Raw genomic sequence first — 25501 nt, 5'->3', positions numbered from 1 at the left:
CGTCTTTATGAACGAACGAAGGCCCGGCGACGGGCCTTTTTTTATGAGCCGGATCCCCTTTATTCCCCCGCCAGCGCTTCGCTGTAACTCTTCGCAAAGCCGTATTCTTCCAGCATAAAATCAATAAAACACGCCAGCGCCGGAGAATTCAGCTTCCGCCCCGGATACACCAGAAACAGATCGTTGCCCTCCGCTTCCCACTCCGGCAACACCCGCACCAGCGTGCCGGCGGCCACTTCGTCATGGCACAAAAATGCCGGTAACAATGTGATGCCCGCACCCGCCAGCGCACATTCCCGCGCATACAGCAGATTGTCGGTGGTATGCGCCGAAGGCAGCAGCCAGCGATGATAAGTTTCGCCGCGATGCAGCACCCATTCCGACCATGCGCGGTGCGCAATGCAGTGATGCGAGGCTAACTGCTGGGGTGATTCAATCAGCGAATGCTGCGCCAGATAATCAGGCGAAGCCAGAAGATAGCGCGGGCTGTGGCCCAGTTCACGGCCAATCAGCGAGGAATCCTGCGGCTTGCCGGTGCGCAGCGCGATATCAAATCCTTCCTGCACCAGATCCACCAGCGCGTCAGACACCGAGACTTCCAGCGAAACATCCGGGTAACGCTTTTGGAATTCGACGTTCATGCGCGCCAGCAGCGTGGCACCCAGCCCTGCCGGGCTGGTGATACGCAAGCGCCCGCTGGGGTTATCGCGCAAGCGGCGGATCGCCAGTTCCGCCCTCTCGCTGGCCTGCATCATTTCCTGACAGTGGATCAGATAGCGTTCACCGGCAAACGTCAGATTGAGCTGGCGCGTGGTGCGGTTCAGTAGCCGCAGGCCAACGGATTTTTCCAGCTGGCTTATCCGCTGGCTGACGCTGGATTTCGGTAAACCAGCACGGCTGGCCGCCTGTGTAAAACTGCCGCATTCCGCGACCAGAGCAAACAGCGCCATATCCTGCAATTGTTTAAACACGATTGTTCACCTCAGCCGAACACTTTGTTAGTTATTGTCCATCTTATCAGGCTGCCGCCAGAGGACTAGACTGTCTGAATACCCAATGGAGGAATTTTTATGTCTGTTAAAGCGATTGCCGTAAATCCAAAAGAACCATCCCGTTTTATCGCCATCGAACTGCCACAACCTGTGCCGGGCGAAAATGACCTGTTGGTGGAAGTGAAAGCCGTTTCGATTAACCCGGTCGACACCAAAGTGCATAAAGGCGTGCAGAAAAGCGGCCTGGATGCGCCAAAAATTCTGGGCTGGGATGCCAGCGGGATTGTGAAAGCCGTGGGCAGCGCGGTGAAAAATTTCAAAGCAGGCGATGAAGTCTGGTACGCCGGTGACATCACTCGTTCCGGCAGCAACGCTTCCGAACAGCTTATTGACTCGCGTATCGTTTCCGTGAAACCGAAATCCCTGAACTGGGCGCAGGCCGCCGCAATGCCGCTGACCACGCTGACGGCCTGGGAAGCGCTGTTCGAACACCTGAAAATTCAGGAGGCTTCGGGCGACAAAACGCTGCTGATTATCGGCGGTGCCGGTGGCGTCGGTTCGCTGGCGATCCCGTTTGCTTCACTGCAAAGCAAAGTGAAAGTCATTGCGACCGCTTCGCGCCCGGAATCTGCGCAATGGTGTCTGGATCGCGGTGCCGATCTGACCGTGAGCTACAAAGATCTGAAAGGTGAGCTGGAGAAACACGACATCAAACAGGTGGATTTCATTCTGTGCCTGAATGACACCGACGGTCACTGGGACGCGATTACCGATCTGATTGCGCCAATGGGCCACATCTGTACGATCGTTGAGAACGAACATCCGCTGGATATGAACAAGCTGAAGCTGAAAAGCGCCGCGCTGCATTGGGAACTGATGTATACCCGCAGCATGTTCAATACGCCGGATATCGCGCAGCAGGGCGAGATCCTCAAGCAAGTCGCCGCGCTGGTGGATGAAGGCAAAGTCACCACCACGCTGAGCGAAACCCTGCACGGCCTGACCGTGGAAAGCATCGAAGCGGCTCACGCGAAAGTGCTCGATGGCCACATGCAGGGTAAAGTCGTCGTCGCCTTCTGACCTCTTCTGTAAAAGCAAAACCCCGCTATTTTAATGGCGGGGTTCTTTTTGTCCTGCATTGTGGCTATTCGCCGTCATCAACCTTCTGCCATTTAGCATCCGGATCAAACGCCGTCAGCGCCCGCGCCACAGCATCAGTGTTCGCGCCTAAATCCTGCTGATACACATCACCCTGCTGATTAATCATAAAACTGGTGATACCGGTATGACCGTAAACCACCGGCCACGCGATGAGCGCAAATCCCTGAGTCATTTTTCCGTTTTCGATGTAACTGTGCGCCCCGCCGCTGGCGTTTCCGCCCTGCGCGGTGAGAATGCGGTAATAGTAGCCGTGATAATCGGTGCCCGGCTGATCCTGACCGAAAGCAGGCCCGAGCGGGCTTGGTGCGTCGCCTTCTTTGACCGGCCAGTACAATCCGTCGTGCTGCCCGTCAGTGCTGATAATCTTCTGAGCAAACTGCCCGGCACCCAGCTGATATTCATGCTGCGCGTCGGCGTAAGCCGAAACTGCCTGCATGGCCGACAGTTCGTTACGCCCAATGGTGCGGGTTTCAATTTCCGCCGCGCCCGCCACCATATCGAACTCCCAGCCCTGCGCCGTGCGTTTCATCGGGATCGGGAGTTGCCAGTTTTCTTCTCCGACGTTCAGATGCGCAATATCACCCTGCTCAACAATTTTGTGGCTGACATTCCAGTCACGCAGAAAGCGCGCCACTTCATCAGGGTCGACATCTTTTTTCGGCAGATAAACCTGCCAGTCGCTGCCGAGAATTTTCCCCAGCGCCTTATCGTCATGCGCCTGTGTTGCGTTTACCAGCGCCTGCGCGGCCAGCTCCGGGCGGGAAAATGCCTGCTGCGCAAACCCCGTCAGAGGCAGGGCAAACAGGCTGGTGCAAATCACAATGTTACGTAATGTCTTCATGACTTTTCCTCGTAAACCTAGCGGCGGTGAAAATGAACCGGTTCCGCGTTCGCCGGGCGTGCGTGCTGGAAGTTTTGCATCTGCTGGCGGCTCTGATTACCGCGCGCCTGCTGCTGTTGCCATGACGGCGCGCGGCTCGAATTTCCGCTGAATGCCGTGCTGCGCGGCATGTTGCCGGCCTGATGGAAATTCTGCCTTTGCTGCTGGTTTCCGCCACGCAGGGCGTTCTGGTTGCCGTTTTGCTGACGGTTTAACGCCTGATGCTGCTGGAGGTTTTGCGCCTGATGTTGCTGCGACAATGGACGACCGGACGCCTGATGATTATTCAAATTCGCAGCGGCCCGGCTGGCAGAAGCCGCACTCGTCGCGGAATGCGTCGCACCCGACAGATTTCCCTCATGGCGATTCATCACCGATGCAGCCTGCTGACGTCGCTGATCCATCGTCTGCCCGCTCAGGTTATTTTGTGCGCCAGGGTTGCCGTCAAAACCCCGATAATTATTACGCTGCGCCACATTGTTCAGCGCCTGATTTTGCGTCGCTCCGTTCAGGTTCGCCCGGTTATTCGGGACACCCGCGTTGAAAGCCGGATTATGCTGCCAGCCCTGTGTCGCCGCTGAACCTGAATGGTTAACCGCGTTGTTATTACCTGATATGCGGTTGTAATTATTGACGTTTACGTTGACGTAATTGTTGGACGAACCGCCGTGATGGCCGTCATCGTGATGATCGTCATGGTGATCGTAATCGTCGTGATGATGATCATCATCCCAGTCGATATTGCCGAAAATCGCGTAGGTTGCCGCGACGCCAACGCCAAAACCGATGCCTGACGCCACGCCGTTTACAAACTGCTGACCCGGAGGCGGTGGCAGATAAACCGGCGGATAAGCCGGTGTCGGCCATGCGCCATAAACCACATTAGGGTTATAGCTCGGCACGTAAACCACCTGCGGATCGGCAGATTCAATAATAATCGTCTGCTGCGCGGGCTGAGCATTGACCACGGTTGTGCTGCTTTGCGCCGCCGGTTTTACCGTGACTTTCTGCTGCGGCGTACTTTTCAGCGCCCCGCTCTTTTGCGCGACCTGGCGGAATTTCTGCACGGTGTCCATCACGTCACCGGGTTGTGCCAGAAATGCGTCCCCCAGATTTTGTACCCATGCCGGATCTTCGCCCATCAGCGCCAGCAACTGCGGAAACGCTACCAGAGATTTCACGCTCGGATCCCAGGGCTCATTCGCCACGGCTTTCACTGCGGGATCCCCCTGACTTTGCGGATGATCACGCGACCATTGCACAGCCTGAATGACGTTGGTCGGATACGTAGATGCCATCAGAACCTGAGAAAGCAGGCTGTCAGGATAAAGCGCCACGGGCGCAACCCACTGATCGAGCTGAGCTTGCGTAAAAGCCGGAGGTGTAACGGGAGTGGCAGGCGGAGGAACGGCTACAACAGGTGCCGCAACGGACGCGGGGGGTGCAGGTGGTACGGTCTGAACGGTGGTTTCGGCCTGACTGCGCACCGGAAACCAGCCTTGCATAAACATCACGCTGGCAAGAGCAAAAGCCCCTGCGCTGCACACGACTGCGATACCCCAGGGTTTGAATGACAAATTCATTCGGATCACCTTAAAAAGCCTCAGCCGGAATGAGAGGCACAATGAATGAGTATAATCGGACAAATAAAACTCAACGGACGCCACTCTATTTTTATTTCGCAAATGAGATTTACGCATAAAATGCGCAATAAAAACCCGGCCAAAACTGAGCATGCCAATGCATTGATACAAAAACGTTTTTTAATTCACGCTGTTACAAGCTGAATTAATTAAAAAGCGAACCCCCTGCAATCAGATGAATTCATTAATAATTATATTAAATACAAAAATGAAAACCATTCATGCCGTGAATAATTAAAAGGAACTGGTCGTTGAAGGGTAAAAATAGCAGGCATAAAAAAAGCGCCTGTTGCGTAAAACAGGCGCCTGAGTTTTTCGGGAAAACAGGTCAGTTCACGTTGGGATCGTTCAACCGGCTGGTATCGGCAGCCAGCATGTTTTTCACCAAATCCACGCACTCGAGAAAACGCTGATCGTAATCTGAAGATTTAACGTGAACGTAATCCACATTGTTCTGTTTCAGCATATCGATAAGCAGGTTCTGGAATGACATGCGGTCGGTTGTACTTCCCAGACTGCGCAGGCCATCAGCCACCCACGGCGTGTTATTTTCCAGCAAGATCACCAGATCGAATTTGTATTCGTCCATCAGAGCCTGAACAAACGGATGCTCACGCCCTTCGTACTTTTTACAAAACGCCTGTGTCGTCAGAAAATCGGTATCAATAAACGCCACTTTATTGGCATATTTCACCGCAAAATCAATATATTGCGCCTGACCGAGCGCGATTTTATCGTAGTCGGAATATTGCAGCGCCATTTCATCGCCACCGAGGTGCGAGAAGACGTAATCGCGGCCATATTCCCAGGCGCTGGTGGTGTTGAAAATGTTGGCTAATTTATTGACCAGCGTCGATTTCCCGCTGGATTCGCCGCCCAGAATCGCCACGGTGCGCACGAAGAACGGCTTCACCTCCGTCGGAATATAATCCCAGTAACGGAAAGGATCCTGACGTATCTGACGGCCGCTGATATTCATAAAGGAGCGTTTCGGGTCGATCAGCACCGTTTCAATCCCGAGATGTTCGCGGTACTGAGGCGCGTCGCCTTCTTCGCTGGAATAAATCGTATTCGGCTCGATGCCTTTCTGGCTCATGAATTCTTTGATGCCGCGTCCCCAGACATCCCAGCCGTGCGGATACGGCTCCATCCCTTCTTCATTGAAGGCATGGATACGGATGTTTTTCTGGTATTTGAACGTCTGCAATAACCAGCGCAGACGGTCACTGACCGTCGGCTGCTGGGACATCGAGCTGTTTTCGAATAACTCGCGGTCACGGGGCTCGTCATAGCCCATGATGATATGGAGTTCATCGACCTGACTACAGGCGCGCTGAATCAGATAAATATGGCCGGTGTGCAGCGGATAAAACTTACCAAACACCACGCCGATATTCTTTTCGCGGCGGGGAAACTCAAGATCAAGGAAGCGATGCAGCGCCTCCAGCTTTTGAGCGCTGGGGCTTTTTATCTTTGCATTCAACAACTGGCTGAGATAACCCTTGGTCATCCCGCTGGCCTCGGCCACCTGTTGCAGCGTGCGTCCCTGTTGTTTTATCGCGGTTTTTAGATAGTCGAACTGTGACATGCCTTGTCCCCAGGTTTGCTGTACTAAACAAAATAGCTAAACCCAAAATAGCACAAAGGCAGGCTTAATTGACACCAGACAACCGTTACAAATCGTCGAGGATCGCCAGTGCATCTGCCAGTTTTTTGACACCAAACACCTGCATTCCGGCAGGGACTTTTTTCGGCACATTCGCGTGCGGCACGATGGCGCGTTTAAAGCCGTGCTTAGCCGCTTCGGTGATACGTTCCTGGCCGCTGGGTACCGGGCGGATTTCCCCTGCTAATCCCACTTCGCCAAACACAACCAAATCTTGTGGCAGAGGACGGTCGCGCAGGCTGGACACCAGCGACAGCAGCAGCGCGAGATCCGCACTGGTTTCCGTAACTTTCACGCCACCCACGACGTTAACGAATACGTCCTGATCCGCCATCTGCAAACCGCCATGACGGTGCAGAACCGCCAGCAGGATCGCCAGCCGGTTTTGCTCAAGCCCGACGGCCACACGACGCGGATTTCCCATCATTGAGTGATCAACCAGCGCCTGTACTTCAACCAGCAATGGCCGCGTCCCTTCCCATAGCACCATCACCGAACTGCCAGACGTAATTTCATCGCCGCGGCTCAGGAAAATGGCAGAGGGATTACTGACTTCGCGCAGCCCCTGCTCGGTCATGGCGAATACGCCCAGTTCATTCACTGCGCCGAAGCGGTTTTTATGGCTGCGTAAGGTACGGAAACGGGAGTCGGCATCGCCGTCGAGCAGAACGGAACAGTCGATGCAGTGTTCGAGCACTTTCGGCCCGGCCAGCGATCCGTCTTTGGTAACGTGGCCGACCATCACAATCGCCACACCGCGCGTTTTCGCAAAACGGGTGAGATAGGCGGCGGTTTCGCGCACCTGTGCGACCGTGCCCGGCGATGACTGAATGTCCGCCATGTGCATCACCTGAATGGAGTCGATCACCATCAGTTTCGGCTGTTCTTTGTCGGCAATTTCGCAAATCTGCTCAATGCTGGTTTCCGACAACATGTTCATGTTCGACGTCGGTAAACCCAGACGGTGCGCGCGCATCGCCACCTGTTGCAGTGATTCTTCTCCGGTGACGTACAGGGTTTTCATGTTTTCGCTGAGGTGACACAAAATTTGCAGCAACAGCGTACTTTTGCCCGCGCCCGGATTACCGCCGATAAGAATCGCACTGCCGGGCACCACGCCGCCGCCCAGCACGCGGTCAAATTCCTTGAAACCGGTGCTGAAACGCGGAAGTTCATCGAGGCTGATATCAGAGAGTTTTTGTACACGGCTGACGCCAGCATCACCCGCGTAACCGGTCAGGCGCTCGTTACGCGCCACAGTCGGGGAAGCCGCTAAACGGATTTCAGTAATGCTGTTCCAGGCCTGACACGCACTGCACTGCCCCTGCCAGCGCGGATAATCTGCGCCACATTCATTACACACAAATGCACGTTTTGCTGCTTTCGCCACAACTTACCTCTTTATATTTATTAAGACTGACTACCGCTCAGGATGCATAAAACACCGAGTAAATCGGCATGACGGATGCAAACGGCAGCCTGTTCATACACTTTCGGTTTCGCGTGATAAGCAATGCCCATCCCGGCAACGGCCATCATTTTGAGATCATTGGCGCCATCGCCGATTGCGATAGTTTGCTCTTGAGAAATGCCCAGTTTTTCCGCCAGTTTTAGCAGCGTATCGGCTTTGTATTGGGCATCAACAATCGGCCCGATCACGCGTCCGGTCAGCTTACCGTCGCGGACTTCCAGCTCATTCGCCGCCACATCGACCAGATTCAGCTGATCACGCAGATATTCGGCGTAATACGTGAAACCCCCGGATGCAATCGCCACATGCCAGCCCGCTTCCTGCAAGCGCTGAACCATCACGGTCAGGCCCGGCATCAGTGGTAATGTCTGACGCACCTGCTCAAGGATCCCGGCATCGGCATCTTTGAGCGTCGCAACGCGCTGACGCAGGCTGGCGGAGAAATCCAGCTCACCGCGCATCGCACGTTCGGTGACTTCGGCCACCTGCACACCCACGCCCGCCAGTTTGGCAATTTCGTCGATGCATTCAATCTCAATCGCGGTAGAATCCATGTCCATAACCAGCAGGCCAGGCGTTCGCAGGTAAGGCACTTTACCCAACTGGGCGACATCGAATTCAAAAGATTCGGCCAGAACTTGTGCGTCGGAGGTCAGTGAACCCGCCAGACGAACAACCTGATAACCTTCTACTGCCCATGCACTGACAATCACCAGAGCACGGCCTAAGCGGCGCTGGAAAAGCGTAATGCTTGTTTTATCCAGTTTTCTACCATAGAGCAGCCATCCGGTGTGTCCCGCCCGGTAATCGAGTGGCATGACTTCATCACCGCTCAGTGAAAGGGGAAGTCCCGGCCATTGATGGATCTCCGCAGGAAGATCGCAATAGGTCAGACTGTTTGGCATGATGGCTCCTGTAGGGCTTTATGGCAGTAGGAAAATATTAATGACACGATATACCCAAAATCATTCGAGTTGCATCAAGGCGGCAACTGAATGAACCCCTGGAGCTGACACAAGTCAGTGACCGGGGTGAATGAAGGCAGCCAACGCAGAGGCAGCTTGAAGGATGCCGGGTAAAACGAGGCATCAAGCTACCCTATCGCAGCAGCTTCTGGCAACATTAAAGTCATCGAAAATCGCAAGGAAACAGAATGGCCAAGGCCAAACTTAAATTTCGCCTGCACCGCGCTGCTATCGTACTGATAAGCCTGGCGTTATTAGTCATTCTGATGCAAGGCGCATCCTATTTCAGCCTGGGACATCAACTGGCGCGTTCCACGCAGGTGGAGCAACTTGCCCAGACACTCGCGAAGCAGGTGGCATTTTCACTCGCGCCACTGATGGACAGCGACAATGATGGCGCTGATATCGCGCAAATTTCCACTATTTTGAGTCAGCTTACCGATAGCAGTCGCATTCTTGATGCCAGCGTTTATGAATCCGACGGCTCTCTGGTGGCCCATGCGGGCGAGCAGGTGCCGGTTCGCGACCGGTTATCGCTGGACGGCAAACGCGCGGGCAGCTACTTCAATCATCAGATTGTGGTGCCGATAGAAGATAAAAATGGTCCGAGCGGATTTTTGCGCATCACGCTCGATACGCATGTTCTGGCAACGGAATCCAAGCAGGTCGATAACACCACCAATCTGCTGCGTCTGATGATGCTTGCGGCATTGGGTGTCGGTATCATTCTGGCACGTACGTTGTTGCAGGGCCGCCGTTCGCGCTGGCAGCAATCGCCGTTCCTGCTGACCGCCAGTAAACCGGTGAAAGAAGACGACGAGCAGGAAGAAGAAACGGACGAATTCGGCCCGCCGCCGGTGCTGAATATTCCTGAACCGGAAGCCGAAGTTGCCGAGGCAAAACCGGCAACGGAAGCACAAACCAAAGAAGCGGCTCAGGCCGCCTACCGCAGCCTGAAACGCAGCCGGCCTAAATGATTCAGGCCAGCCGCTGAATCTGCGCCGTTAACGCCGCCACCTGAGCCCGCATTCCGCTGGCCAGCTGGCGGAATTGAGTACTTATCGCGGTATCGTCTGCCACGTTTTCCCAGAATGTCAGCGCCCAGGCTTGCGCATCCAGCCATTTCTCTTTAGACACCAGCGGATCGAGATTCAGCGTCATGGTTTCGCGCCGCATCACGCCCGCATTGGTCGGTGCAAAGGCCATCGGTAACATGTCATAAACCGGCGATATCGAAAGCGCCTGTTTTAAGGGATCAATGGCCGGATCGATGAACGACAGATTTCCCTGGTGCATATCACTGTTGGCAATCAGTTTGCCGAAGGCATAAATATGCTCGATTTTATCCAGCGTCTGCGCCGTAATAATCTTATTCCGGCGTAACTGCTGGGCGGTCAAAAACCAGTTTCCATTTCCCCCGCCAAATTCAGCAGCAACGGCTTCCAGTGAAACCAAACCGCGACGACCGCGCTCCCCCACCCGGTCAAAACGCCCGACCTGAAGGAAAACCTCCTGACTGCCGCCTGTAAAAATTTCAGCAACCGCCGCCTCAATGCCCGCATCATTCAATACCCGCAATGCGTGAGCTTCTGCGCGCAACAGATCTCCCCAGCGTTGGGCGTTTTCATTCTCAGCCGGAGGCGAAAATTTCACTAAAACCTGAGAGGCACTGCGATCTACCTGTTCTGCGTAACAGCTGAACTTTGGCTGCTCACCGCCCGCCGATGAACCGATTTCTTCTCCGGCCAGGCTTCTCCGTGCCAGCCGCTCATAGATCTGGATTTTATCTATTTCAGGCACCGGGATTTCTTCCGGTTTCTGGAACCATTTCTGGTAAGCCATATCGCCAATAATGAAATTACCCACCGTTTCATCACCCGCTCTCGCCAGAGCGACCAGCGTCTGCGATTCCGTCCACTTTTTGATGTCATCAGGGAAATGCAGCGCGGCATTAATATCACGCCCCCAGGCACGCCCCAAAAAACCTTGCGGGCGCATATCCGTAAGAAACCACGGCAGACCATCGTAAATCAGGCTTTGGCCGCTGGCCGTTTCTACCGCACAGCTTTCACCTGGCCAGATGGAATAAAGTGTGCCCGCCTTTTCTGCATTTCCGGCTTCATTAATCTGATATAGCGGGAAGCTCCACTGGTTATCCCGCGGGCGCGGCAATATGTAACGGGTCGAGCGGCTTCGCCCGATTTTCACGATCTCAGGGATTTTAGTCAGTCGCCTTGAAAGCGTTGACTGATTGATTTGAAGCTGTTCCGTGATCTCTTTCGCCGTCAGGCTGCCCTGACGCAGTAAATCCACAAGATCTGGCATGATTGACTCAGCTATGAATAGGTAAATGCATAGATAATAGCATAGATAATAAATGAATATAAATCGATATATCCTGAGGATATAAATTTTAAAAACCAAAATATGCCACAAAAACGCATAGCAAAACGGGCACCTTTCGGCGCCCGTTTTCGTGTCTGCAATAATCAGCAGAATTTATTCTTTGTCGCCCAGCAGAACGGATTCCAGAGCGATTTCGATCATATCGTTGAAGGTCGTCTGACGTTCAGCGGCAGTGGTTTGTTCATGCGTACGGATATGGTCGGAAACGGTACAGATGGTCAGCGCTTTTGCGCCGAATTCAGCTGCCACGCCGTAGATACCGGCGGCTTCCATTTCCACGCCCAGAATGCCGTATTTTTCCATCACGTCGAACATTTGTGGGTCTGGCGTGTAGAACAGGTCAGCGGAGAAGATGTTACCGACGCGCGCGTTGATGCCTTTGGCTTTCGCGGCATCGGCTGCGTTACGCACCATGTCGTAATCTGCGATAGCGGCGTAATCGTGATCTTTAAAACGCATGCGGTTAACTTTGGAATCGGTGCAGGCACCCATACCAATAACGATGTCACGCAGTTTGATGTCTTCACGCACCGCGCCGCAGGAACCCACACGGATGATTTTTTTGACGCCGAATTCAGTGATCAGCTCTTTGGCATAAATTGAGCAGGAAGGAATGCCCATGCCATGGCCCATAACGGAGATTTTGCGGCCTTTGTAGGTGCCGGTGAAGCCCAGCATCCCGCGCACGTCGTTCACCTGCTTAACGTCCTGAAGGAAAGTTTCTGCGATGTGCTTGGCACGCAGCGGGTCGCCCGGCATCAGCACTACGTCAGCGAAGTCGCCCATTTCAGCATTAATGTGTGGAGTTGCCATTGTTCTCTTTCCTTAAATTTTTATAAAAAATCACTGAACTTAAACCCAATGGATTTCAAGTTGTAGCTAGGCGGCAAGCGCGTGAAACCCCAGGAGCTTAGACCGCTAAGTGACTGGGGTGAAGGCGTGAAGCCAACAACGTTACAGCTTGAAAGACGTAGGGTTTAGAGCATGGATTTACCGTAATCCATCGGTGTCAGATCGAAGTATTTCGCAACCGTCTGCCCGATGTCCGCGAAGGTTTCGCGGTGGCCCAGCGAGCCCGGTTTTACTTTCGGGCCATAGATTAACACCGGAATGTGCTCACGGGTATGGTCTGTGCCGCGCCATGTCGGGTCACAGCCGTGGTCAGCGGTGAAGATGATGATGTCGTCTTCTTTGACCAGTTCCAGCAGTTCCGGGAGGCGGCGGTCGAACAGTTCAAGCGCAGCGGCATAGCCCGGAACATCGCGACGGTGGCCGTAAGAAGAGTCGAAATCAACAAAGTTGGTGAAGACAATGGTCTTGTCGCCCGCTTCTTTCATCTCTTTGATGGTCGCGTCAAACAGCGCGTCCAGCCCGGTGGCTTTCACTTTTTTGGTGATACCGACCTGCGCATAGATATCCGCGATTTTACCGACGGAAACCACGTGGCCGTTTTTCTCATCGACCAGTTTTTTCAGGATGGTGGGTGCCGGTGGCTCTACCGCTAAATCATGACGGTTGCCGGTACGTTCAAAATTACCGGCTTTGTCGCCGATAAACGGACGCGCGATAACACGGCCAATGTTGTAGCCGCCTTCGGTCAGTTCTTCACGGGCGATTTCGCACAGTTCGTACAGGCGATCCAGCCCGAAAGTTTCTTCGTGGCAGGCAATCTGGAAAACGGAGTCCGCAGAGGTGTAGAAAATCGGCTTGCCGGTTTTCATATGTTCTTCGCCTAAATCGTCCAGCACGACGGTGCCGGATGAGTGGCAGTTGCCGAGGTATCCCGGCAGATTGGCGCGTTTCACCAGTTTATCCAGCAATTCCTGCGGGAAGCTGTTGGTGGTGTCGCTGAAATAACCCCAGTCGAACAGCACAGGTACACCGGCGATTTCCCAGTGGCCTGACGGTGTGTCTTTACCGGAGGAAAGTTCGCTCGCGTAAGCATAAGCGCCGGTAATTTCAGAATTACCGTCCATGCCTTCCGGGATTTTGCCGGTGGATTCTTCAGCGGCTTTCGCCAGTCCGAGACGGGTCAGGTTCGGCAGATTCAGCGGCCCTTTGCGGCCTTTGTCGGCTTCGCCACGCGCGCAGGCAGCAGCGATATGGCCCAGCGTGTCAGAACCGGCATCGCCAAAGCGCTCGGCATCTTCACTGGCACCGATACCGAATGAGTCTAACACCATGATAAATGTACGTTTCATTTTGCTCTCCTGCGAATGGTTACGCATTGGGTCACGCGGAACTGCCGCGCACCTGATCATTCTTAAATGGGGGCGATTTAGCCTGAAATCAAGCGTTGCCACCGATTCGGCGGTACACCACCGGCGTGCTTTCCGGCGCTTTGTCACTCAGGACAATGGCCGCCCGCACTTCTTCCGCTGCCTGCTGCCAGGCCGCTTCGCTGTTGGCATGGATCATCGCCAGTGGCTGACGGGTATCCACCTGCTGCCCCAGCTGAGCCATGTGTGTCAGACCGACGCTGTAGTCGATAGCATCGCTGGCACGGCGACGGCCGCCACCCAGAGAAACCACGGCCATGCCCAGCGCGCGGGTATCCATCGCACTGACAATGCCCTGAGTTTCGGCATACACCGGCTTGGTCAGCGTGGCCTGTTGCAGATAACGGTCGTAATGTTCGATGAAATCACTCGGGCCTTTTTGCGCCGCAATCATGCGACCAAAGACTTCGGCCGCTTTGCCGTTGTCGAGAACGGCCTGCAATTTGCTGCGGGCGTCTGCGTCGTCTTTTGCCAGCCCGCCGGACAGCAACATTTCCACGCACAGCGCCATCGTCACTTCGAGCAGGCGCGGATTGCGGTATTCGCCGGTCAGGAAGCGCACGGCTTCGCGCACTTCGACTGCGTTACCGGCGCTGGACGCCAGCACCTGGTTCATGTCGGTGAGCAGCGCCGTGGTTTTGCAACCCGCGCCATTTGCCACATCCACAATCGCCTGTGCCAGATCTTCTGAAAGCTGGTAGGTCGGCATAAACGCGCCGGAGCCCACTTTGACGTCCATGACCAGCGCATCCAGCCCTTCTGCCAGTTTTTTGGCAAGGATTGACGCGGTAATCAGCGGGATAGAATCCACGGTCGCGGTGATATCACGCGTTGCGTAGAAGCGTTTGTCCGCCGGTGCCAGCGAGCTGGTCTGGCCGATAATCGCCACACCGACGTCCTGAATAATGCTGCGGAAACGGCTGTCGTCCGGGAAAATATCAAAGCCCGGAATGGCTTCGAGTTTGTCCAGCGTACCGCCGGTATGGCCAAGCCCGCGGCCGGAAATCATCGGCACATAACCGCCGCACGCGGCGACCATCGGGCCTAACATCAGGGAGGTCACGTCACCCACGCCGCCGGTGGAATGTTTATCCACAATCGGGCCGTTCAGGTTGAGGCTTTTCCAGTCCAGCACGGTGCCGGAATCACGCATCGCCATGGTCAGCGAAACGCGCTCTTTCATCGTCATGTCATTGAAATATATGGTCATTGCCAGTGCGGCAATCTGACCTTCTGAAACCTGACTGTCGCGAATACCGTTCACAAAGAAACGAATTTCTTCGTCGCTTAAAGGCTGGCCGTCACGTTTTTTTCGAATAATTTCTTGTGCGAGAAACAAGGTATCCCCCTGCTTAAGCTGAGCGCCCGATGCGGACGCGAATACCGGACGCTGTTAAACAGCGCCGCGGCAAAGTTCGTGTAGTGGTGATTAATAGCTGCTGGTGGCTTTCTGGCCAGCGTGACCCAGAGTGGTCAGCAGGCTTGCCAGCAGGCTGGAAGCGCCAAAACGGAAGTGACGTGCGTCAGCCCATTCGCGGCCCAGCAGGCGGTCAGCCAGTGCCAGATATTGCGCAGCATCTTCAGCCGTTTTCACGCCACCGGCCGGTTTGAAACCGACGGCTTTGCCCACGCCCATTTCAGCAATCACACTCATCATCAGCTCAGCGCTGTGCAATGTTGCGTTTTCAGGCACTTTACCGGTTGAGGTTTTGATGAAATCAGCGCCTGCTTTGATAGCAATTTCAGAGGCTTTACGGATCAGCGCGTCCTGTTTCAGTTCACCGGTTTCGATGATCACTTTCAGCAGAACGTTTGCGGCTGCACAGGCTTCTTTGCACTGTTTAACCATCTCAAAACCAATTTGCTCGTTACCGGCCATCAGTGCGCGGTACGGGAATACCACGTCAACTTCGTCGGCACCGTAAGCAATGGCTGCGCGGGTTTCTGCCAGCGCGATTTCAAGATCGTCATTACCGTGCGGGAAGTTCGTGACGGTAGCGATACGGATATCCGGCGTCCCCTGTTCACGCAAAGTTTTACGCGCAATCGGGATAAAACGAGGATAAATACAGACAGCAGCGGTGTTACCTGCCGGGCTTTTGGCCTGGTGACAAAGCGCGATCACTTTAGCATCGGTGTCGTCTTCGTTCAGCGTGGTTAGATCCATCAGGTTCAGCGCACGTTGCGCTGCGGCGGTTAAATCGGTCATATAACTCTCCAACAATTTTCAATTCCAGCGACCGGCCAGAACTGAGCATACAGTCATGAATTCATTCCGGCGGTTAACGTCGGGGAAAGAATTCTGCACGTTGGCGAGCGGACTTGGTTCCATGAAGATAGCGTGCGTAAACCCTGTGGCTTACGTGGCAACTGAGATCCTTCTCACCGCGCTTGGATTGGCTGATGCCAATTCGTTGTGACTATTTGAACACGTCACATCAGGTTCCTGTGTGCAGTATTTCACACAAAATGAAAACCGTTTGCAACGTTGCTTATTAAAATGAGACTCCTGTCACATTTTAACGGCGCTATGCTCAGCGTCTAACCCAGATAAGAGTGTATACCCGATTCATGACAAACGAAGTTCAGGCGGATATACAGAGAACGCCGACCGGCGATCTTGCGGATAATGTTATAATAATAACATTTTAAAGAGAACATAAATCGCACTACAGCGGATGAAACACAGGCAGCAAGAAATGCCGGGCGATAAAAATGTTATTTAAATCACAAAAAGTATAACGAATTACTGCCGTGCAGATAGCTGAAAGACCCGGCGGGTGTTGGCGAGCAGCGCATCGGCGATTTCCTGCGCGGATTCCGTACGCAACTGGCATAACACATCAAACACCGCCGCGGCGCGTTCCGGCCGGTTAGGTTGTCCCTGAAAACCCTGCAACGGCATATCCGGTGCATCGGTTTCGAGCAGTAAAGAAGAGAGTGGCAACTGCGCCATCACCTGACGGGTTTTCTGCGCACGTTCGTAACTTATCGTTCCGCCGACGCCTATCGCATAACCGAGTTTAATAAACGCCTGCGCCTGAGAAAGGCTTCCGGCAAAACCGTGTACCACGCCGGTCGCGGGCAGTTTCGCCTGCCGTAACATCGCGGCGAGCTGATCGTGGCTGCGGCGTGAATGCAAAATCACCGGCAGATTCTCATTTTTTGCCAGGGAAAACTGAGCTTTAAGCAACCGCTGTTGTTGCTCAAACATCGGGTCTTCCATGTATAAATCCAGCCCGATTTCGCCTACTGCGACCAGCCGCGCATCACGGTGGCTGAGCAACGCTTCCAGCAATTCGACATCCTGATCCTTGTGCTGCGCGATGTATAAAGGATGCAGCCCGAGCGCGGCGTGGATCTGCGGGTGATTTTTGGCGAGCGCGAGAATGCCGCGAAAGCGATCTGCCGTCACGGCAGGCACGATAATTTCGCGGACATCCGATTCACCGGCGAGACGCAGGCTTTCCGCTTCCGCGCCGGTAAAAGGCGGAAAATCGAAATGGCAGTGCGTATCGATAAACGTGAAACTCACAACTTATCACCTTCGCTGGCCGGATAATGACTCTCAGCCGGCGCATTGTCGTTCATCGCCGCCGGACGGACTACGCCGCCATCGGCGACCATATCCGTCAGCACGGCGGGATCGAGAATAATCTGTTCGATTGTGCTGCTGGCGGCGGCCAGCGGGATCACATTCTCCGGCTCGTCCTGCGGCACCACGATGCGTTTTGGCCGGCTAACGCGCGGAGTAATCTGCGGATAAGGCCGTTCGTTTTCGCGCGGCATCAGCCAGTGCGCAGCAGCAGAAAGGAAATACCGTCCGCAACGGCGGCCCAGATGATAATCCTGATTCAGCGCAGGAAGACGGCTTCCCAGCGCGTGGCTGGCCAGCGGTTTTGGCGGGAATATTTCGAAAATACGCACATCATCCGGCGGATTTTCAATGAATTGCTGAATGCGGTGATAGCTTTCTTCGTGATGCTGCATCATGCGCACCAGCTGTTGCAGGCTGCTTTCACTCAGCCACTGCTCCATCCGTTTCATCCACTGCGGCGTGTAGAACATCGCCGAAGGCACAGTGCGGATAACCACAATGGTATCTGCGCCGCGGCGGTAAGCTTCCTCGACCGGGATCGCATCGCTGATCCCGCCATCCTGATAGCTGATACCATCCAGATCCACGCCCATGCGGTAAAAACCGGGGATCGCGCTGGACGCTTTGATCACCGGCAGCCAGTTTTCACGCGTCGGCGCAAAGTAGTTGGCGGTGTAATCATCGCTGCGGCAGGCGCACATCAGAAACTCACGGCCGTCGATCAGCAGTTTTTCTGCACTTTCCATCGCCAGCGGCATGTTTTTCGCCGTTTCATCGACCAGCCAGTCGAGATCGATAAGGTGTCCGCCACGCACAAAGCGCAGGGGATTGAAAAAGTCAGGGCTGGTGGTGTAGCGGGTGATGACTCTGCGGGCATAACCGGGCTGGCCGCACACAAACGCGGAAAGGTTTTGCGCGCCTGCTGATGTGCCCAGATAGAGATCAAAAGGATTAAAACGAGCCCGCTGGAATTCATCCAAAACGCCTGCGGTAAAAATGCCTCTCTGTCCTCCTCCTTCACATACCAGGGCAATCTTCCCCGGCATATAAGGTTTATACGCCAGCGGTTCTATATTCCCCAGCGTGACAGGTATTCTATATCCCAACGCGCTATCCTCGCAAAATCGGCATTACACGATTGGCCTTTTACCGGCCTCCTTTCTGAGCATACCTCGACTTCTCGTTTTGCGTGAATTACTTGCCTGAATTGGCCGATAAAATCGTTACGTCCTGTTAACGAAACACGTATCCGCCTGAACGGACGCCAAAAAAAGTCTCGCCCCCTTTTCTGAAAACACGGCTTGAGGCAGTGCGTTCAGAGAAGGGGGCGAGAGTGATATTTTAACTCGTTATCGCTTCACTACATTATTGCGTCAGAGTCTCTTGCGGCCGGTAAACAAGCTGACCAGGAACAAGATAATACCGACGACGAAGACGATTTTTGCAGCCCATGCAGCGGTACCGGCTAATCCACCGAAACCCAATGCTGCCGCGATCAACGCGATGATTAGAAAAATAATGCCCCAACGAAACATAAGCTTCTCCTTACCCTATTTTCACTTTGCCAGTTTAAAAGGTGGTGCCCCGCTTCGGGCCATTGTCACTGTGAAACGTTTATCTTTCTGACGCCTTTTTTATCGGCTCAGCGCCTGATAACCCAACACATTACCTATTAAAGGTAGTCGAAAAATGAAAGTGTTAGCGTTTTCGGCGTCGATTTATTTGTACAAAGCTTTGTATAAATAAACGGACAAAGATGATCCACAGGGTCTGCACGACCCGTTATTCAGCGGGCAACTCAAAATATTGTTATGCGTTTTTCATTCGAACGGTGCCCGCCCGACAGGAGGGCACCTTTTGACTCAGAAAGATTAAGGTGCGACTTTCAGGTCGTTTTTAACGCTCTTCACGCCATCAACGGTTTTCGCCACACTTTCAGCACGGTCAGACTGCGCCTGATCTTTTACTGAACCGGAAAGCTGAACAACACCGGCGGTGGTTTCAACTTTCACGTTACGTGAAGGGACAATATCGTCAGCCAGCAGTTTCGCTTTTACCGAAGCTGTGGTTGCAGTGTCACCCGCGTAACCTTTTACGCTCTGATCTTTGCTGTCTTTGGTGTGCAGTTTGTCGCTGACAGATTTCACACCTTCAACTTTTGTCGCGGCAGCAACGGCTTGTTCAGCTTCGGCCTGTGAGCCCACAAAACCGCTCAGCGTCACGACGCCGGAGTTAGTGGTTACCGAAATGTCGCTGCTTTTGATGGCTTTATCATCCACCAGAGCACTTTTTACTTTCGCTGTGATGGCGCTGTCGCCCATGTAGTTATCAACTTTCTTCATGGAGCTATCGATTTTTGCACCTGCGCTATCCGTGGTAGTTGCAGCCAGTGCACTACCGCTCATCAGCGCGGTACCCAGAACTACGGCCATCATTGAATAGGCAAATTTAGAGTTTTTCATCGATTTCTTCCTTTCAGTTTGTGAGCCTCAATCGGGGCCCTTCACGTCACAGTCTTGGTGACGTCTCCTAACAATTTGTATTGCTGCTGTTTTCACGTCCGGAGAAGCAGAGTACGTCGTTTTATTCTGGCTTTTAATCGCCACGCGATATAACACTCTGTATCGTGACTTTAAGACAGTGCTTTAAGCCACCATTTCCTGAACACACATTTAATATAGTCAAGAATGTTCAAATTAGTAGGAAGATCGCCGGATACGCCCGCGAATGCAGACAAGTCTTAAGATTTCACGCGAATTCTGCCCGTTTTTCGGGCAAAGAGAGGAGAAATTGAACAAAGGGAAATTGCGGAGAATGGCAAAAGGCGAAAAAAAAGACGGCCGGATTGCCGTCTTTTTCATCAAAAGCCACGCGAAGAAGAATTAATGCTCGCGGGTTTTACGGAATTTCACTTCCGGGTAACGCTCTGAAGCCAGGTTAAGATTCACCATGGTTGGGGCGATATACGCCAGATTATCGCCGCCATCGAGCGCCAGGTTGGTTTCATTCTTACGTTTGAATTCTTCGAATTTCTTCACGTCGCTGCATTCTACCCAGCGCGCCGTTGAAACGTTCACGGACTCGTAAATCGCTTCCACGTTGTATTCACTTTTAAGACGCGCCACGACCACTTCAAACTGCAGAACACCGACCGCACCGACGATCAAATCGTTGTTGGAGATCGGACGGAAGACCTGAACCGCGCCTTCTTCTGACAGCTGAACCAGACCTTTCAGCAGCTGTTTCTGTTTCAGCGGATCACGCAGACGAATACGACGGAACAGTTCAGGGGCAAAGTTAGGGATGCCGGTGAACTTCATGTTCTCACCCTGCGTAAAGGTGTCGCCAATCTGAATGGTACCGTGGTTGTGCAGACCGATGATGTCGCCCGGATACGCTTCTTCAACGTGGGAACGGTCACCGGCCATAAAGGTCAGTGCATCGGAAATCACGACGTCTTTGCCGGTACGCACCTGACGCAATTTCATGCCTTTTTCGTACTTACCGGAAACCACACGCATAAACGCCACGCGGTCGCGGTGTTTCGGGTCCATGTTGGCCTGAATTTTAAACACGAAACCGGTGAATTTCTCGTCGTCGGCTTTCACTTCGCGCAGGTCGGTTTTACGTGGCATCGGCGCAGGCGCCCAATCCACCAGACCGTCGAGCATGTGGTCAACACCGAAGTTACCCAGTGCGGTACCGAAGAAGACCGGCGTCAGTTCGCCCTGCAGGAACGCTTCATGGTCAAATTCATGGGACGCGCCCTGAACCAGTTCCAGCTCTTCACGCAGCTGCATCGCCAGATCTTCGCCAACGGCAGCGTCCAGTTCCGGGTTATCCAGACCTTTCACCACGCGGACTTCCTGAATGGTGTGACCTTTACCGGTCTGATAAAGATAAACTTCGTCTTTATAAAGGTGATAAACACCTTTGAACAATTTACCGCAACCTATAGGCCAGGTAATTGGCGAGCAGGCAATTTTCAGCTCGCGCTCAACTTCGTCCATCACTTCCATCGGGTCGCGGATGTCACGGTCGAGTTTGTTCATGAAAGTCAGGATCGGCGTATCACGCAGACGGGTAACTTCCATCAGTTTGCGGGTCCGGTCTTCAACACCTTTGGCGGCGTCGATCACCATCAGACAGCAGTCAACGGCGGTCAGGGTACGGTAAGTATCTTCGGAGAAGTCTTCGTGCCCCGGGGTATCGAGCAGGTTGACCAGACACTGTTTATACGGAAATTGCATCACGGACGTGGTGATGGAAATACCACGTTGTTTTTCCATTTCCATCCAGTCGGATTTGGCGTGATGGCTTGAGCCACGGCCTTTTACCGTACCGGCGGTCTGGATTGCCTGTCCGAATAACAGAACTTTTTCAGTAATAGTGGTTTTACCGGCATCGGGGTGAGAGATGATGGCAAATGTGCGGCGCTTAGCCACTTCAAGGGCGTATTCACTTGGAGACATGTTTTTCACGTTTCTGCGGTTGGTCCGCCCTGCATCGGGATTCACATCACGTCAGAAGGTGACGTCAGGCAAAGCGGTAATAAAAGTTATAGCCGGCTATTTTCACTGATTTAGACGGGATGGGCAATCAATGGTTTTTTTGTGCGCGGCAAGGGATACGCCGTTTTAGAAACGGAAATCAGCAGAGAGAGAGATCCAATGTTCTTTCAGAACAGTTTTATGCTCTTCAAGCATTGGTAACGTTTCAAGCAGACTAGGCCAGGTTTCACGGGCAATTTCAATGGCATCTTCGATATGTACCTGTACGGCTGACCAGGGGACACCTATTCTTTCAGCCCAACGCTCAAAGGAGTGCATATTAATCTCGTGCCAGCGTTTTTCCTTTGCCATGTTTAAAGCCACGCTGTCTTCATTGCTAACATAAGGCTTCGTTGAAACAATGTCATAGGCAGGCGAAAGGATTGCACCAACGCGATCAGGGTAAATCACCGTCCAGTTTTTAAGATGGGCATCTCCATTGGCCACTAAAATATTCGCCAACATCCTGCGCGACATTTGCTGAATGTCGATGATTCCGCCCACGCCCATCCTATAGAGTGCGCGACCAATGTCATCATAGCTGTAGCGTTTGTATTTGTTTCGCGCATACACCTGAAATATCTGGGCAAAATCCTCGGAGTGCACTCGTCCCTCTTCCGTACGGTCAAAACGGCGAATCGCATAGGCGTAAGGTTCACTGGGCAGAGGAATATCAGGCAAATTGACCAGGCCCGAGAGTTCAACAAGCTTAATATCAGGAATGTTGACGCCAATTGCCTGCGCGAGTTTCATTGCAGTAAACTCATTTTCAGGCACTGCACGATGGGCCGTTGAAGGCGTTTTAATGATCCAGCTATCCCCACCAACGTCCGTGCTCACGTTGAAACGACCATCTTGTCGTAATGCAGAGAATTTCATCTGGACGCCAGCCAGGGAAAATTTGTCATTGGTGCGCGAAACATCCATCTGGACAGCTTCCAGTTTATCGCCACGGGAAGTCAGTGCCCAATCGGGAATTTCACCGCTTTTAAGTGGTACAGCCGTCAATCCTCCGGGCAAATTGTTCCCGGCATAGGCAAGCAGCGGGAATTCATCGTCATGATGAACTTTTAGCGTTTGAGCCATCCATTCACGAAGCGCACCTTCGGAAAGCAAGTTTGAAAGTACCGGAGGAAGCTTGTGAGAACTGATAAGTGGTTTGTGGAGATATTCGGCGCGTATATTTTGCGTTAACGTAAAGACAGGACGCTGACTCACTGGTAATGCAACATAGTCAGGGTCAAAAGACAGGATATTCCGGCTTCCGGCATAGTGAGCCAGAACCCCGACACGCTGTTTATCAAGATACAGCGCTAACGCCTCTACCGACTCCACCAATTTGCCCATATTTACTCCTTTAAATCGCCTAAAATGTCATCCCAGTCATTGTTAAGACTTTCTGGCTCTTGCTCAGATTGGCGATTATATGTGCTGTTTTTTGAATCGAGTAGCTCTTTTATCTGCTGAACACGCTTACGCGGTACCAACATCATTTCAAGATCCATGCCCTCAAGAATTCTCAATAATGTTGAAAGGCGTGGGTCTGCGCCCGCTTCAATTTTTTGATACTGCTGCTGCGACATGCCTGTTCGCATTCGCATATCTTGCTGACTAAGCTCTAGCTGCTGGCGTTGTTTTTTTAGCAATGCGGGCAATTCACCGAGAACTCTCATCAACGGTCTCCTCTCTCTCTCTTTTTACAACACATTGATTGTTTTTAGACCTGATTACAATTAGTTTGTTGTCATTAACCTCTAATTACAGCTAATGAATTGTAATTAACGAAAATTACAACATATTAGATGTAATGATAATGAAATTACAGCTAAAGTGTTGTATTCAACATCAAATACAACACATCAGCTGTAATTACCGGTTCTTTACAACGAATAGGTTGTTAATCAGCCCAGCGGCAGCGCCATCATGATGGCGTCTTCGCGGCCTTGTGCGGCGGGATAATAGTTACGGCGGACGGAGACTTCGTTAAAGCCCAGGCTTTCGTATAACGCGATCGCTTTGGCGTTGGAGGCGCGAACTTCCAGCCAGAGCGTGAAAACGTCTTTTTTCTCAATCTGTTGGATGACGTCTTCCAGCAAGGCCCGGCCTAATCCCTGACGCTGAAATGCCGGATCGATGGCAATATTGAACAGCGTAGCTTCATCAAGAACGATTTGCGTAATAGCAAAACCGGCCATCACGTCGTTGTGCATGATTTTGAGATTCAGATAGCGTTCGCCCTGATTGCTGGTGAGCGTTTTTTCCGTCCACGGGAAAGCGTGGCTGGCCTGTTCAATTTCAAATGCGCGGGGAAGATCAGCGGGCGTCAGGATAGAAATGTTGTTCATTTTCACAGATCTGCTGCCAGAGTGCGCGTTTTGCGCTGGCGTCGTGATAAAGCTCGGCGAGAGCCGGGCTGGATAACTGCGTACCGGCGAGCGTAAGCGGTTCGCTTAAACCCAGTCGCCAGATATTGCAGCGGGTATCTTCCGGCAACATTGTTACCTGTTCCGGCGTCAGGCGGTAAACCTGCGGTTCAGCCAGTGCCAGACTGCGGAGCACATCGCGCACCAGCGGATCATCTTCAGCGGGCGGTACGTCGGCGACAATCAATAATTTTGTCTCCGCAGGCAGGCTGACGGCGACTTCGCCCTGCAAAACCGCAGGCCGGCGCAGCGTCCACTGGGTAATGCCCAGTTGTTGTAACAGTGTATCTCGTCTGGATGCCATGCCTGATCCCTGCCCGTTTAATAGCGAAAAGCCCGGCTATGCTAGCAAACACATCGAACATGCGCCAATAAACCTCTATAATCGCGCGTTACATTCCTGAGGAGCCACACCCTGATGTCTGCATTAACTCCGGCCAGCGAAGTCATACTGCGCCATAGCGAAGAATTTGAAGGCCGCCGCGTCCTGTTCGCCGGCGACTTACAAGATAACCTGCCTGCTGAACTCGACGCTGAAGAAGTCCGCGTTCACACCAATATGTATCACCACTGGCAGATGCTCAGCAAAACGCTGGGCGACAACGTGCAGTTCGGCTTACTGGCCGACGCAGACCTGATCGCGCCTTGCGATGTGCTGGTGTATTACTGGCCGAAGAGCAAGCTGGAAGCCAAATTCCAGCTTTTCAACCTGCTGTCACAGCTGCCGGTCGGTATCGACGTATTTGTCATCGGTGAAAACCGCAGTGGCGTTCGCAGCGCGGAAACCACGCTGGAAGGCTTATGCGAACTGAGCAAAATCGACAGCGCGCGCCGTTGCGGTCTGTATCACGGGCGTCTGGAAAAACAGCCTGAATTTGATGCAGAGGGCTGGTGGGATGAATACATGGTCGAAGAAGTGACCATCAAAACCCTGCCGGGCGTATTCAGCCGTGAAGGTCTGGACAGCGGAAGCCTGTTGCTCATCAACAGCTTCGAAGAGCCTGTTAAAGGCAAAGTGCTGGATGTGGCCTGTGGTTCCGGCGTTCTGGCATCCGTGCTGGCGACATACTCGCCGAAGATGAAAATCACGCTGAGCGATGTGAGCGCAGCCGCTATCGAAGCCAGCCGCGCCACACTGGCCGCCAATGATTTGCCGGGCGAAGTGATCGCCAGCAACGTTTATTCCGATATTGCCGGTCGTTTTGACATGATCATCTCCAACCCGCCATTCCACGAAGGTCTGCAAACCAGCCTGACGGCGGCTGAGCAGCTGATCCGTGGCGCGGTCAGCCATCTGAATATCGGCGGCGAACTGCGCATTGTGGCTAACGCCTTCCTGCCGTACGCCGCGCTGCTGGATGACACGTTTGGCAGCCATGAAGTGCTGGCACAAAATGGCCGCTTCAAAGTGTACAAAGCAGTACGTGGCCGTCCGCCGCGTGATCCAAAGAAAAAGCGTTAATCCGT

Annotated in this window: 23 protein-coding genes; 3 read left to right on the top strand and 20 right to left on the bottom strand. The window is 53.2% G+C overall.

Features of this window, described 5'->3' with window-relative positions; genetic code table 11:
- Positions 1 to 59: 59 nt before the first annotated feature.
- Positions 60 to 971 carry a LysR family transcriptional regulator gene (locus KWG64_RS14040; RefSeq protein WP_218522226.1) on the bottom strand — a complete coding sequence of 304 codons (912 nt, stop codon included), beginning with the start codon at positions 969 to 971 and terminating at the stop codon, positions 60 to 62.
- Between the two features lie 99 nt (positions 972 to 1070).
- Here KWG64_RS14040 and KWG64_RS14035 point away from each other — a divergent pair, with 99 nt between their 5' ends.
- Complete coding sequence (locus KWG64_RS14035; protein WP_218522225.1) at positions 1071 to 2072, top strand: zinc-binding alcohol dehydrogenase family protein; 1002 nt, start codon at positions 1071 to 1073, stop codon at positions 2070 to 2072.
- 64 nt (positions 2073 to 2136) lie between these two features.
- Here KWG64_RS14035 and KWG64_RS14030 read toward each other — a convergent pair whose 3' ends face one another.
- From KWG64_RS14030 to serB, 5 genes are all read right to left on the bottom strand, one after another.
- Positions 2137 to 2994 carry a DUF2950 domain-containing protein gene (locus KWG64_RS14030; RefSeq protein WP_218522224.1) on the bottom strand — a complete coding sequence of 286 codons (858 nt, stop codon included), beginning with the start codon at positions 2992 to 2994 and terminating at the stop codon, positions 2137 to 2139.
- A 17-nt stretch (positions 2995 to 3011) separates the two neighbouring features.
- Entirely contained in the window at positions 3012 to 4616 is a 1605-nt protein-coding gene (locus KWG64_RS14025; protein WP_218522223.1) for a DUF3300 domain-containing protein, read from the bottom strand.
- 388 nt (positions 4617 to 5004) lie between these two features.
- Positions 5005 to 6264, bottom strand: a complete 1260-nt coding sequence (nadR, locus tag KWG64_RS14020) for a multifunctional transcriptional regulator/nicotinamide-nucleotide adenylyltransferase/ribosylnicotinamide kinase NadR (RefSeq protein WP_218522222.1) — start codon at positions 6262 to 6264, stop codon at positions 5005 to 5007.
- Between the two features lie 85 nt (positions 6265 to 6349).
- On the bottom strand, positions 6350 to 7732 hold the full coding sequence (gene radA / locus KWG64_RS14015) for a DNA repair protein RadA (protein ID WP_152325201.1): 1383 nt from the start codon (positions 7730 to 7732) through the stop codon (positions 6350 to 6352).
- Between the two features lie 20 nt (positions 7733 to 7752).
- On the bottom strand, positions 7753 to 8718 hold the full coding sequence (serB, locus tag KWG64_RS14010) for a phosphoserine phosphatase (protein WP_195813675.1): 966 nt from the start codon (positions 8716 to 8718) through the stop codon (positions 7753 to 7755).
- 248 nt (positions 8719 to 8966) lie between these two features.
- Between serB and KWG64_RS14005 the strand changes: the two genes are divergently transcribed.
- Complete coding sequence (locus tag KWG64_RS14005) at positions 8967 to 9755, top strand: YtjB family periplasmic protein (protein ID WP_218522221.1); 789 nt, start codon at positions 8967 to 8969, stop codon at positions 9753 to 9755.
- 1 nt (position 9756) lies between these two features.
- On the opposite strand, the gene yjjJ is transcribed toward KWG64_RS14005, so the two are convergent.
- The 14 genes from yjjJ to KWG64_RS13935 all read right to left on the bottom strand — a co-directional run bounded on the left by yjjJ (position 9757) and on the right by KWG64_RS13935 (position 24338).
- Positions 9757 to 11103, bottom strand: a complete 1347-nt coding sequence (gene yjjJ, locus KWG64_RS14000; RefSeq protein ID WP_218522220.1) for a type II toxin-antitoxin system HipA family toxin YjjJ — start codon at positions 11101 to 11103, stop codon at positions 9757 to 9759.
- Between the two features lie 174 nt (positions 11104 to 11277).
- Positions 11278 to 11997: a purine-nucleoside phosphorylase gene (gene deoD / locus KWG64_RS13995; protein ID WP_101075083.1), complete on the bottom strand. Its 720-nt coding sequence runs from the start codon at positions 11995 to 11997 to the stop codon at positions 11278 to 11280.
- Between the two features lie 164 nt (positions 11998 to 12161).
- Positions 12162 to 13385, bottom strand: coding sequence for a phosphopentomutase (deoB, locus tag KWG64_RS13990; RefSeq protein WP_218522219.1), 1224 nt, complete (start codon positions 13383 to 13385; stop codon positions 12162 to 12164).
- Between the two features lie 88 nt (positions 13386 to 13473).
- The gene (gene deoA / locus KWG64_RS13985; protein ID WP_195813671.1) at positions 13474 to 14802 is read right to left on the bottom strand and encodes a thymidine phosphorylase; all 1329 of its coding nucleotides are present in this window, start codon (positions 14800 to 14802) and stop codon (positions 13474 to 13476) included.
- Positions 14803 to 14892: 90 nt separating this feature from the next.
- The gene (gene deoC / locus KWG64_RS13980) at positions 14893 to 15672 is read right to left on the bottom strand and encodes a deoxyribose-phosphate aldolase (protein ID WP_218522218.1); all 780 of its coding nucleotides are present in this window, start codon (positions 15670 to 15672) and stop codon (positions 14893 to 14895) included.
- Positions 15673 to 16209: 537 nt separating this feature from the next.
- Positions 16210 to 16998 (bottom strand): TatD family hydrolase, encoded by a 789-nt coding sequence (locus tag KWG64_RS13975; protein WP_218522217.1) that lies wholly within the window; start codon positions 16996 to 16998, stop codon positions 16210 to 16212.
- The gene (locus KWG64_RS13970; RefSeq protein ID WP_255562186.1) at positions 16995 to 18107 is read right to left on the bottom strand and encodes a patatin family protein; all 1113 of its coding nucleotides are present in this window, start codon (positions 18105 to 18107) and stop codon (positions 16995 to 16997) included. The genes KWG64_RS13975 and KWG64_RS13970 overlap by 4 nt, the downstream gene beginning before the upstream one ends.
- Positions 18108 to 18434: 327 nt before the next feature.
- Complete coding sequence (locus KWG64_RS13965; protein ID WP_013577105.1) at positions 18435 to 18596, bottom strand: DUF1328 domain-containing protein; 162 nt, start codon at positions 18594 to 18596, stop codon at positions 18435 to 18437.
- A 336-nt stretch (positions 18597 to 18932) separates the two neighbouring features.
- On the bottom strand, positions 18933 to 19523 hold the full coding sequence (osmY, locus tag KWG64_RS13960) for a molecular chaperone OsmY (RefSeq protein ID WP_195813667.1): 591 nt from the start codon (positions 19521 to 19523) through the stop codon (positions 18933 to 18935).
- A 420-nt stretch (positions 19524 to 19943) separates the two neighbouring features.
- Positions 19944 to 21533, bottom strand: a complete 1590-nt coding sequence (prfC, locus tag KWG64_RS13955) for a peptide chain release factor 3 (protein WP_195813666.1) — start codon at positions 21531 to 21533, stop codon at positions 19944 to 19946.
- Positions 21534 to 21698: 165 nt separating this feature from the next.
- A complete protein-coding gene (locus KWG64_RS13950) occupies positions 21699 to 22958 on the bottom strand; it encodes a type II toxin-antitoxin system HipA family toxin (RefSeq protein ID WP_218522215.1) in 1260 nt (419 codons plus the stop codon).
- Between the two features lie 2 nt (positions 22959 to 22960).
- The gene (locus KWG64_RS13945) at positions 22961 to 23284 is read right to left on the bottom strand and encodes a helix-turn-helix domain-containing protein (protein WP_218522214.1); all 324 of its coding nucleotides are present in this window, start codon (positions 23282 to 23284) and stop codon (positions 22961 to 22963) included.
- Positions 23285 to 23512: 228 nt separating this feature from the next.
- On the bottom strand, positions 23513 to 23956 hold the full coding sequence (gene rimI, locus KWG64_RS13940; RefSeq protein WP_195823883.1) for a ribosomal protein S18-alanine N-acetyltransferase: 444 nt from the start codon (positions 23954 to 23956) through the stop codon (positions 23513 to 23515).
- Positions 23925 to 24338: a DNA polymerase III subunit psi gene (locus KWG64_RS13935; RefSeq protein ID WP_195823884.1), complete on the bottom strand. Its 414-nt coding sequence runs from the start codon at positions 24336 to 24338 to the stop codon at positions 23925 to 23927. The genes rimI and KWG64_RS13935 overlap by 32 nt, the downstream gene beginning before the upstream one ends.
- Positions 24339 to 24452: 114 nt before the next feature.
- Between KWG64_RS13935 and rsmC the strand changes: the two genes are divergently transcribed.
- Entirely contained in the window at positions 24453 to 25496 is a 1044-nt protein-coding gene (gene rsmC / locus KWG64_RS13930; RefSeq protein ID WP_218522213.1) for a 16S rRNA (guanine(1207)-N(2))-methyltransferase RsmC, read from the top strand.
- The last annotated feature ends 5 nt before the right edge of the window (positions 25497 to 25501 follow it).

The organism is Rahnella sp. PD12R (assembly GCF_019200965.1).
Classification (GTDB): Bacteria; Pseudomonadota; Gammaproteobacteria; order Enterobacterales; family Enterobacteriaceae; genus Rahnella; species Rahnella laticis.
Note: the sequence above shows the minus strand (reverse complement) of the source record. Positions and strands in the feature narration are given on the sequence as shown.

Bases quoted from the DNA above. Each gene is read 5' to 3' on its own strand.
- KWG64_RS14035 (WP_218522225.1), top strand. From the start codon at position 1,071: ATGTCTGTTAAAGCGATTGCCGTAAATCCAAAAGAACCATCCCGTTTT.
- KWG64_RS14030 (WP_218522224.1), bottom strand. From the start codon at position 2,994: ATGAAGACATTACGTAACATTGTGATTTGCACCAGCCTGTTTGCCCTG.
- KWG64_RS14025 (WP_218522223.1), bottom strand. From the start codon at position 4,616: ATGAATTTGTCATTCAAACCCTGGGGTATCGCAGTCGTGTGCAGCGCA.
- nadR (WP_218522222.1), bottom strand. From the start codon at position 6,264: ATGTCACAGTTCGACTATCTAAAAACCGCGATAAAACAACAGGGACGC.
- serB (WP_195813675.1), bottom strand. From the start codon at position 8,718: ATGCCAAACAGTCTGACCTATTGCGATCTTCCTGCGGAGATCCATCAA.
- KWG64_RS14005 (WP_218522221.1), top strand. From the start codon at position 8,967: ATGGCCAAGGCCAAACTTAAATTTCGCCTGCACCGCGCTGCTATCGTA.
- yjjJ (WP_218522220.1), bottom strand. From the start codon at position 11,103: ATGCCAGATCTTGTGGATTTACTGCGTCAGGGCAGCCTGACGGCGAAA.
- deoD (WP_101075083.1), bottom strand. From the start codon at position 11,997: ATGGCAACTCCACACATTAATGCTGAAATGGGCGACTTCGCTGACGTA.
- deoB (WP_218522219.1), bottom strand. From the start codon at position 13,385: ATGAAACGTACATTTATCATGGTGTTAGACTCATTCGGTATCGGTGCC.
- deoC (WP_218522218.1), bottom strand. From the start codon at position 15,672: ATGACCGATTTAACCGCCGCAGCGCAACGTGCGCTGAACCTGATGGAT.
- KWG64_RS13970 (WP_255562186.1), bottom strand. From the start codon at position 18,107: ATGCCGGGGAAGATTGCCCTGGTATGTGAAGGAGGAGGACAGAGAGGC.
- KWG64_RS13965 (WP_013577105.1), bottom strand. From the start codon at position 18,596: ATGTTTCGTTGGGGCATTATTTTTCTAATCATCGCGTTGATCGCGGCA.
- osmY (WP_195813667.1), bottom strand. From the start codon at position 19,523: ATGAAAAACTCTAAATTTGCCTATTCAATGATGGCCGTAGTTCTGGGT.
- prfC (WP_195813666.1), bottom strand. From the start codon at position 21,533: ATGTCTCCAAGTGAATACGCCCTTGAAGTGGCTAAGCGCCGCACATTT.
- KWG64_RS13950 (WP_218522215.1), bottom strand. From the start codon at position 22,958: ATGGGCAAATTGGTGGAGTCGGTAGAGGCGTTAGCGCTGTATCTTGAT.
- KWG64_RS13945 (WP_218522214.1), bottom strand. From the start codon at position 23,284: ATGAGAGTTCTCGGTGAATTGCCCGCATTGCTAAAAAAACAACGCCAG.
- rimI (WP_195823883.1), bottom strand. From the start codon at position 23,956: ATGAACAACATTTCTATCCTGACGCCCGCTGATCTTCCCCGCGCATTT.
- KWG64_RS13935 (WP_195823884.1), bottom strand. From the start codon at position 24,338: ATGGCATCCAGACGAGATACACTGTTACAACAACTGGGCATTACCCAG.
- rsmC (WP_218522213.1), top strand. From the start codon at position 24,453: ATGTCTGCATTAACTCCGGCCAGCGAAGTCATACTGCGCCATAGCGAA.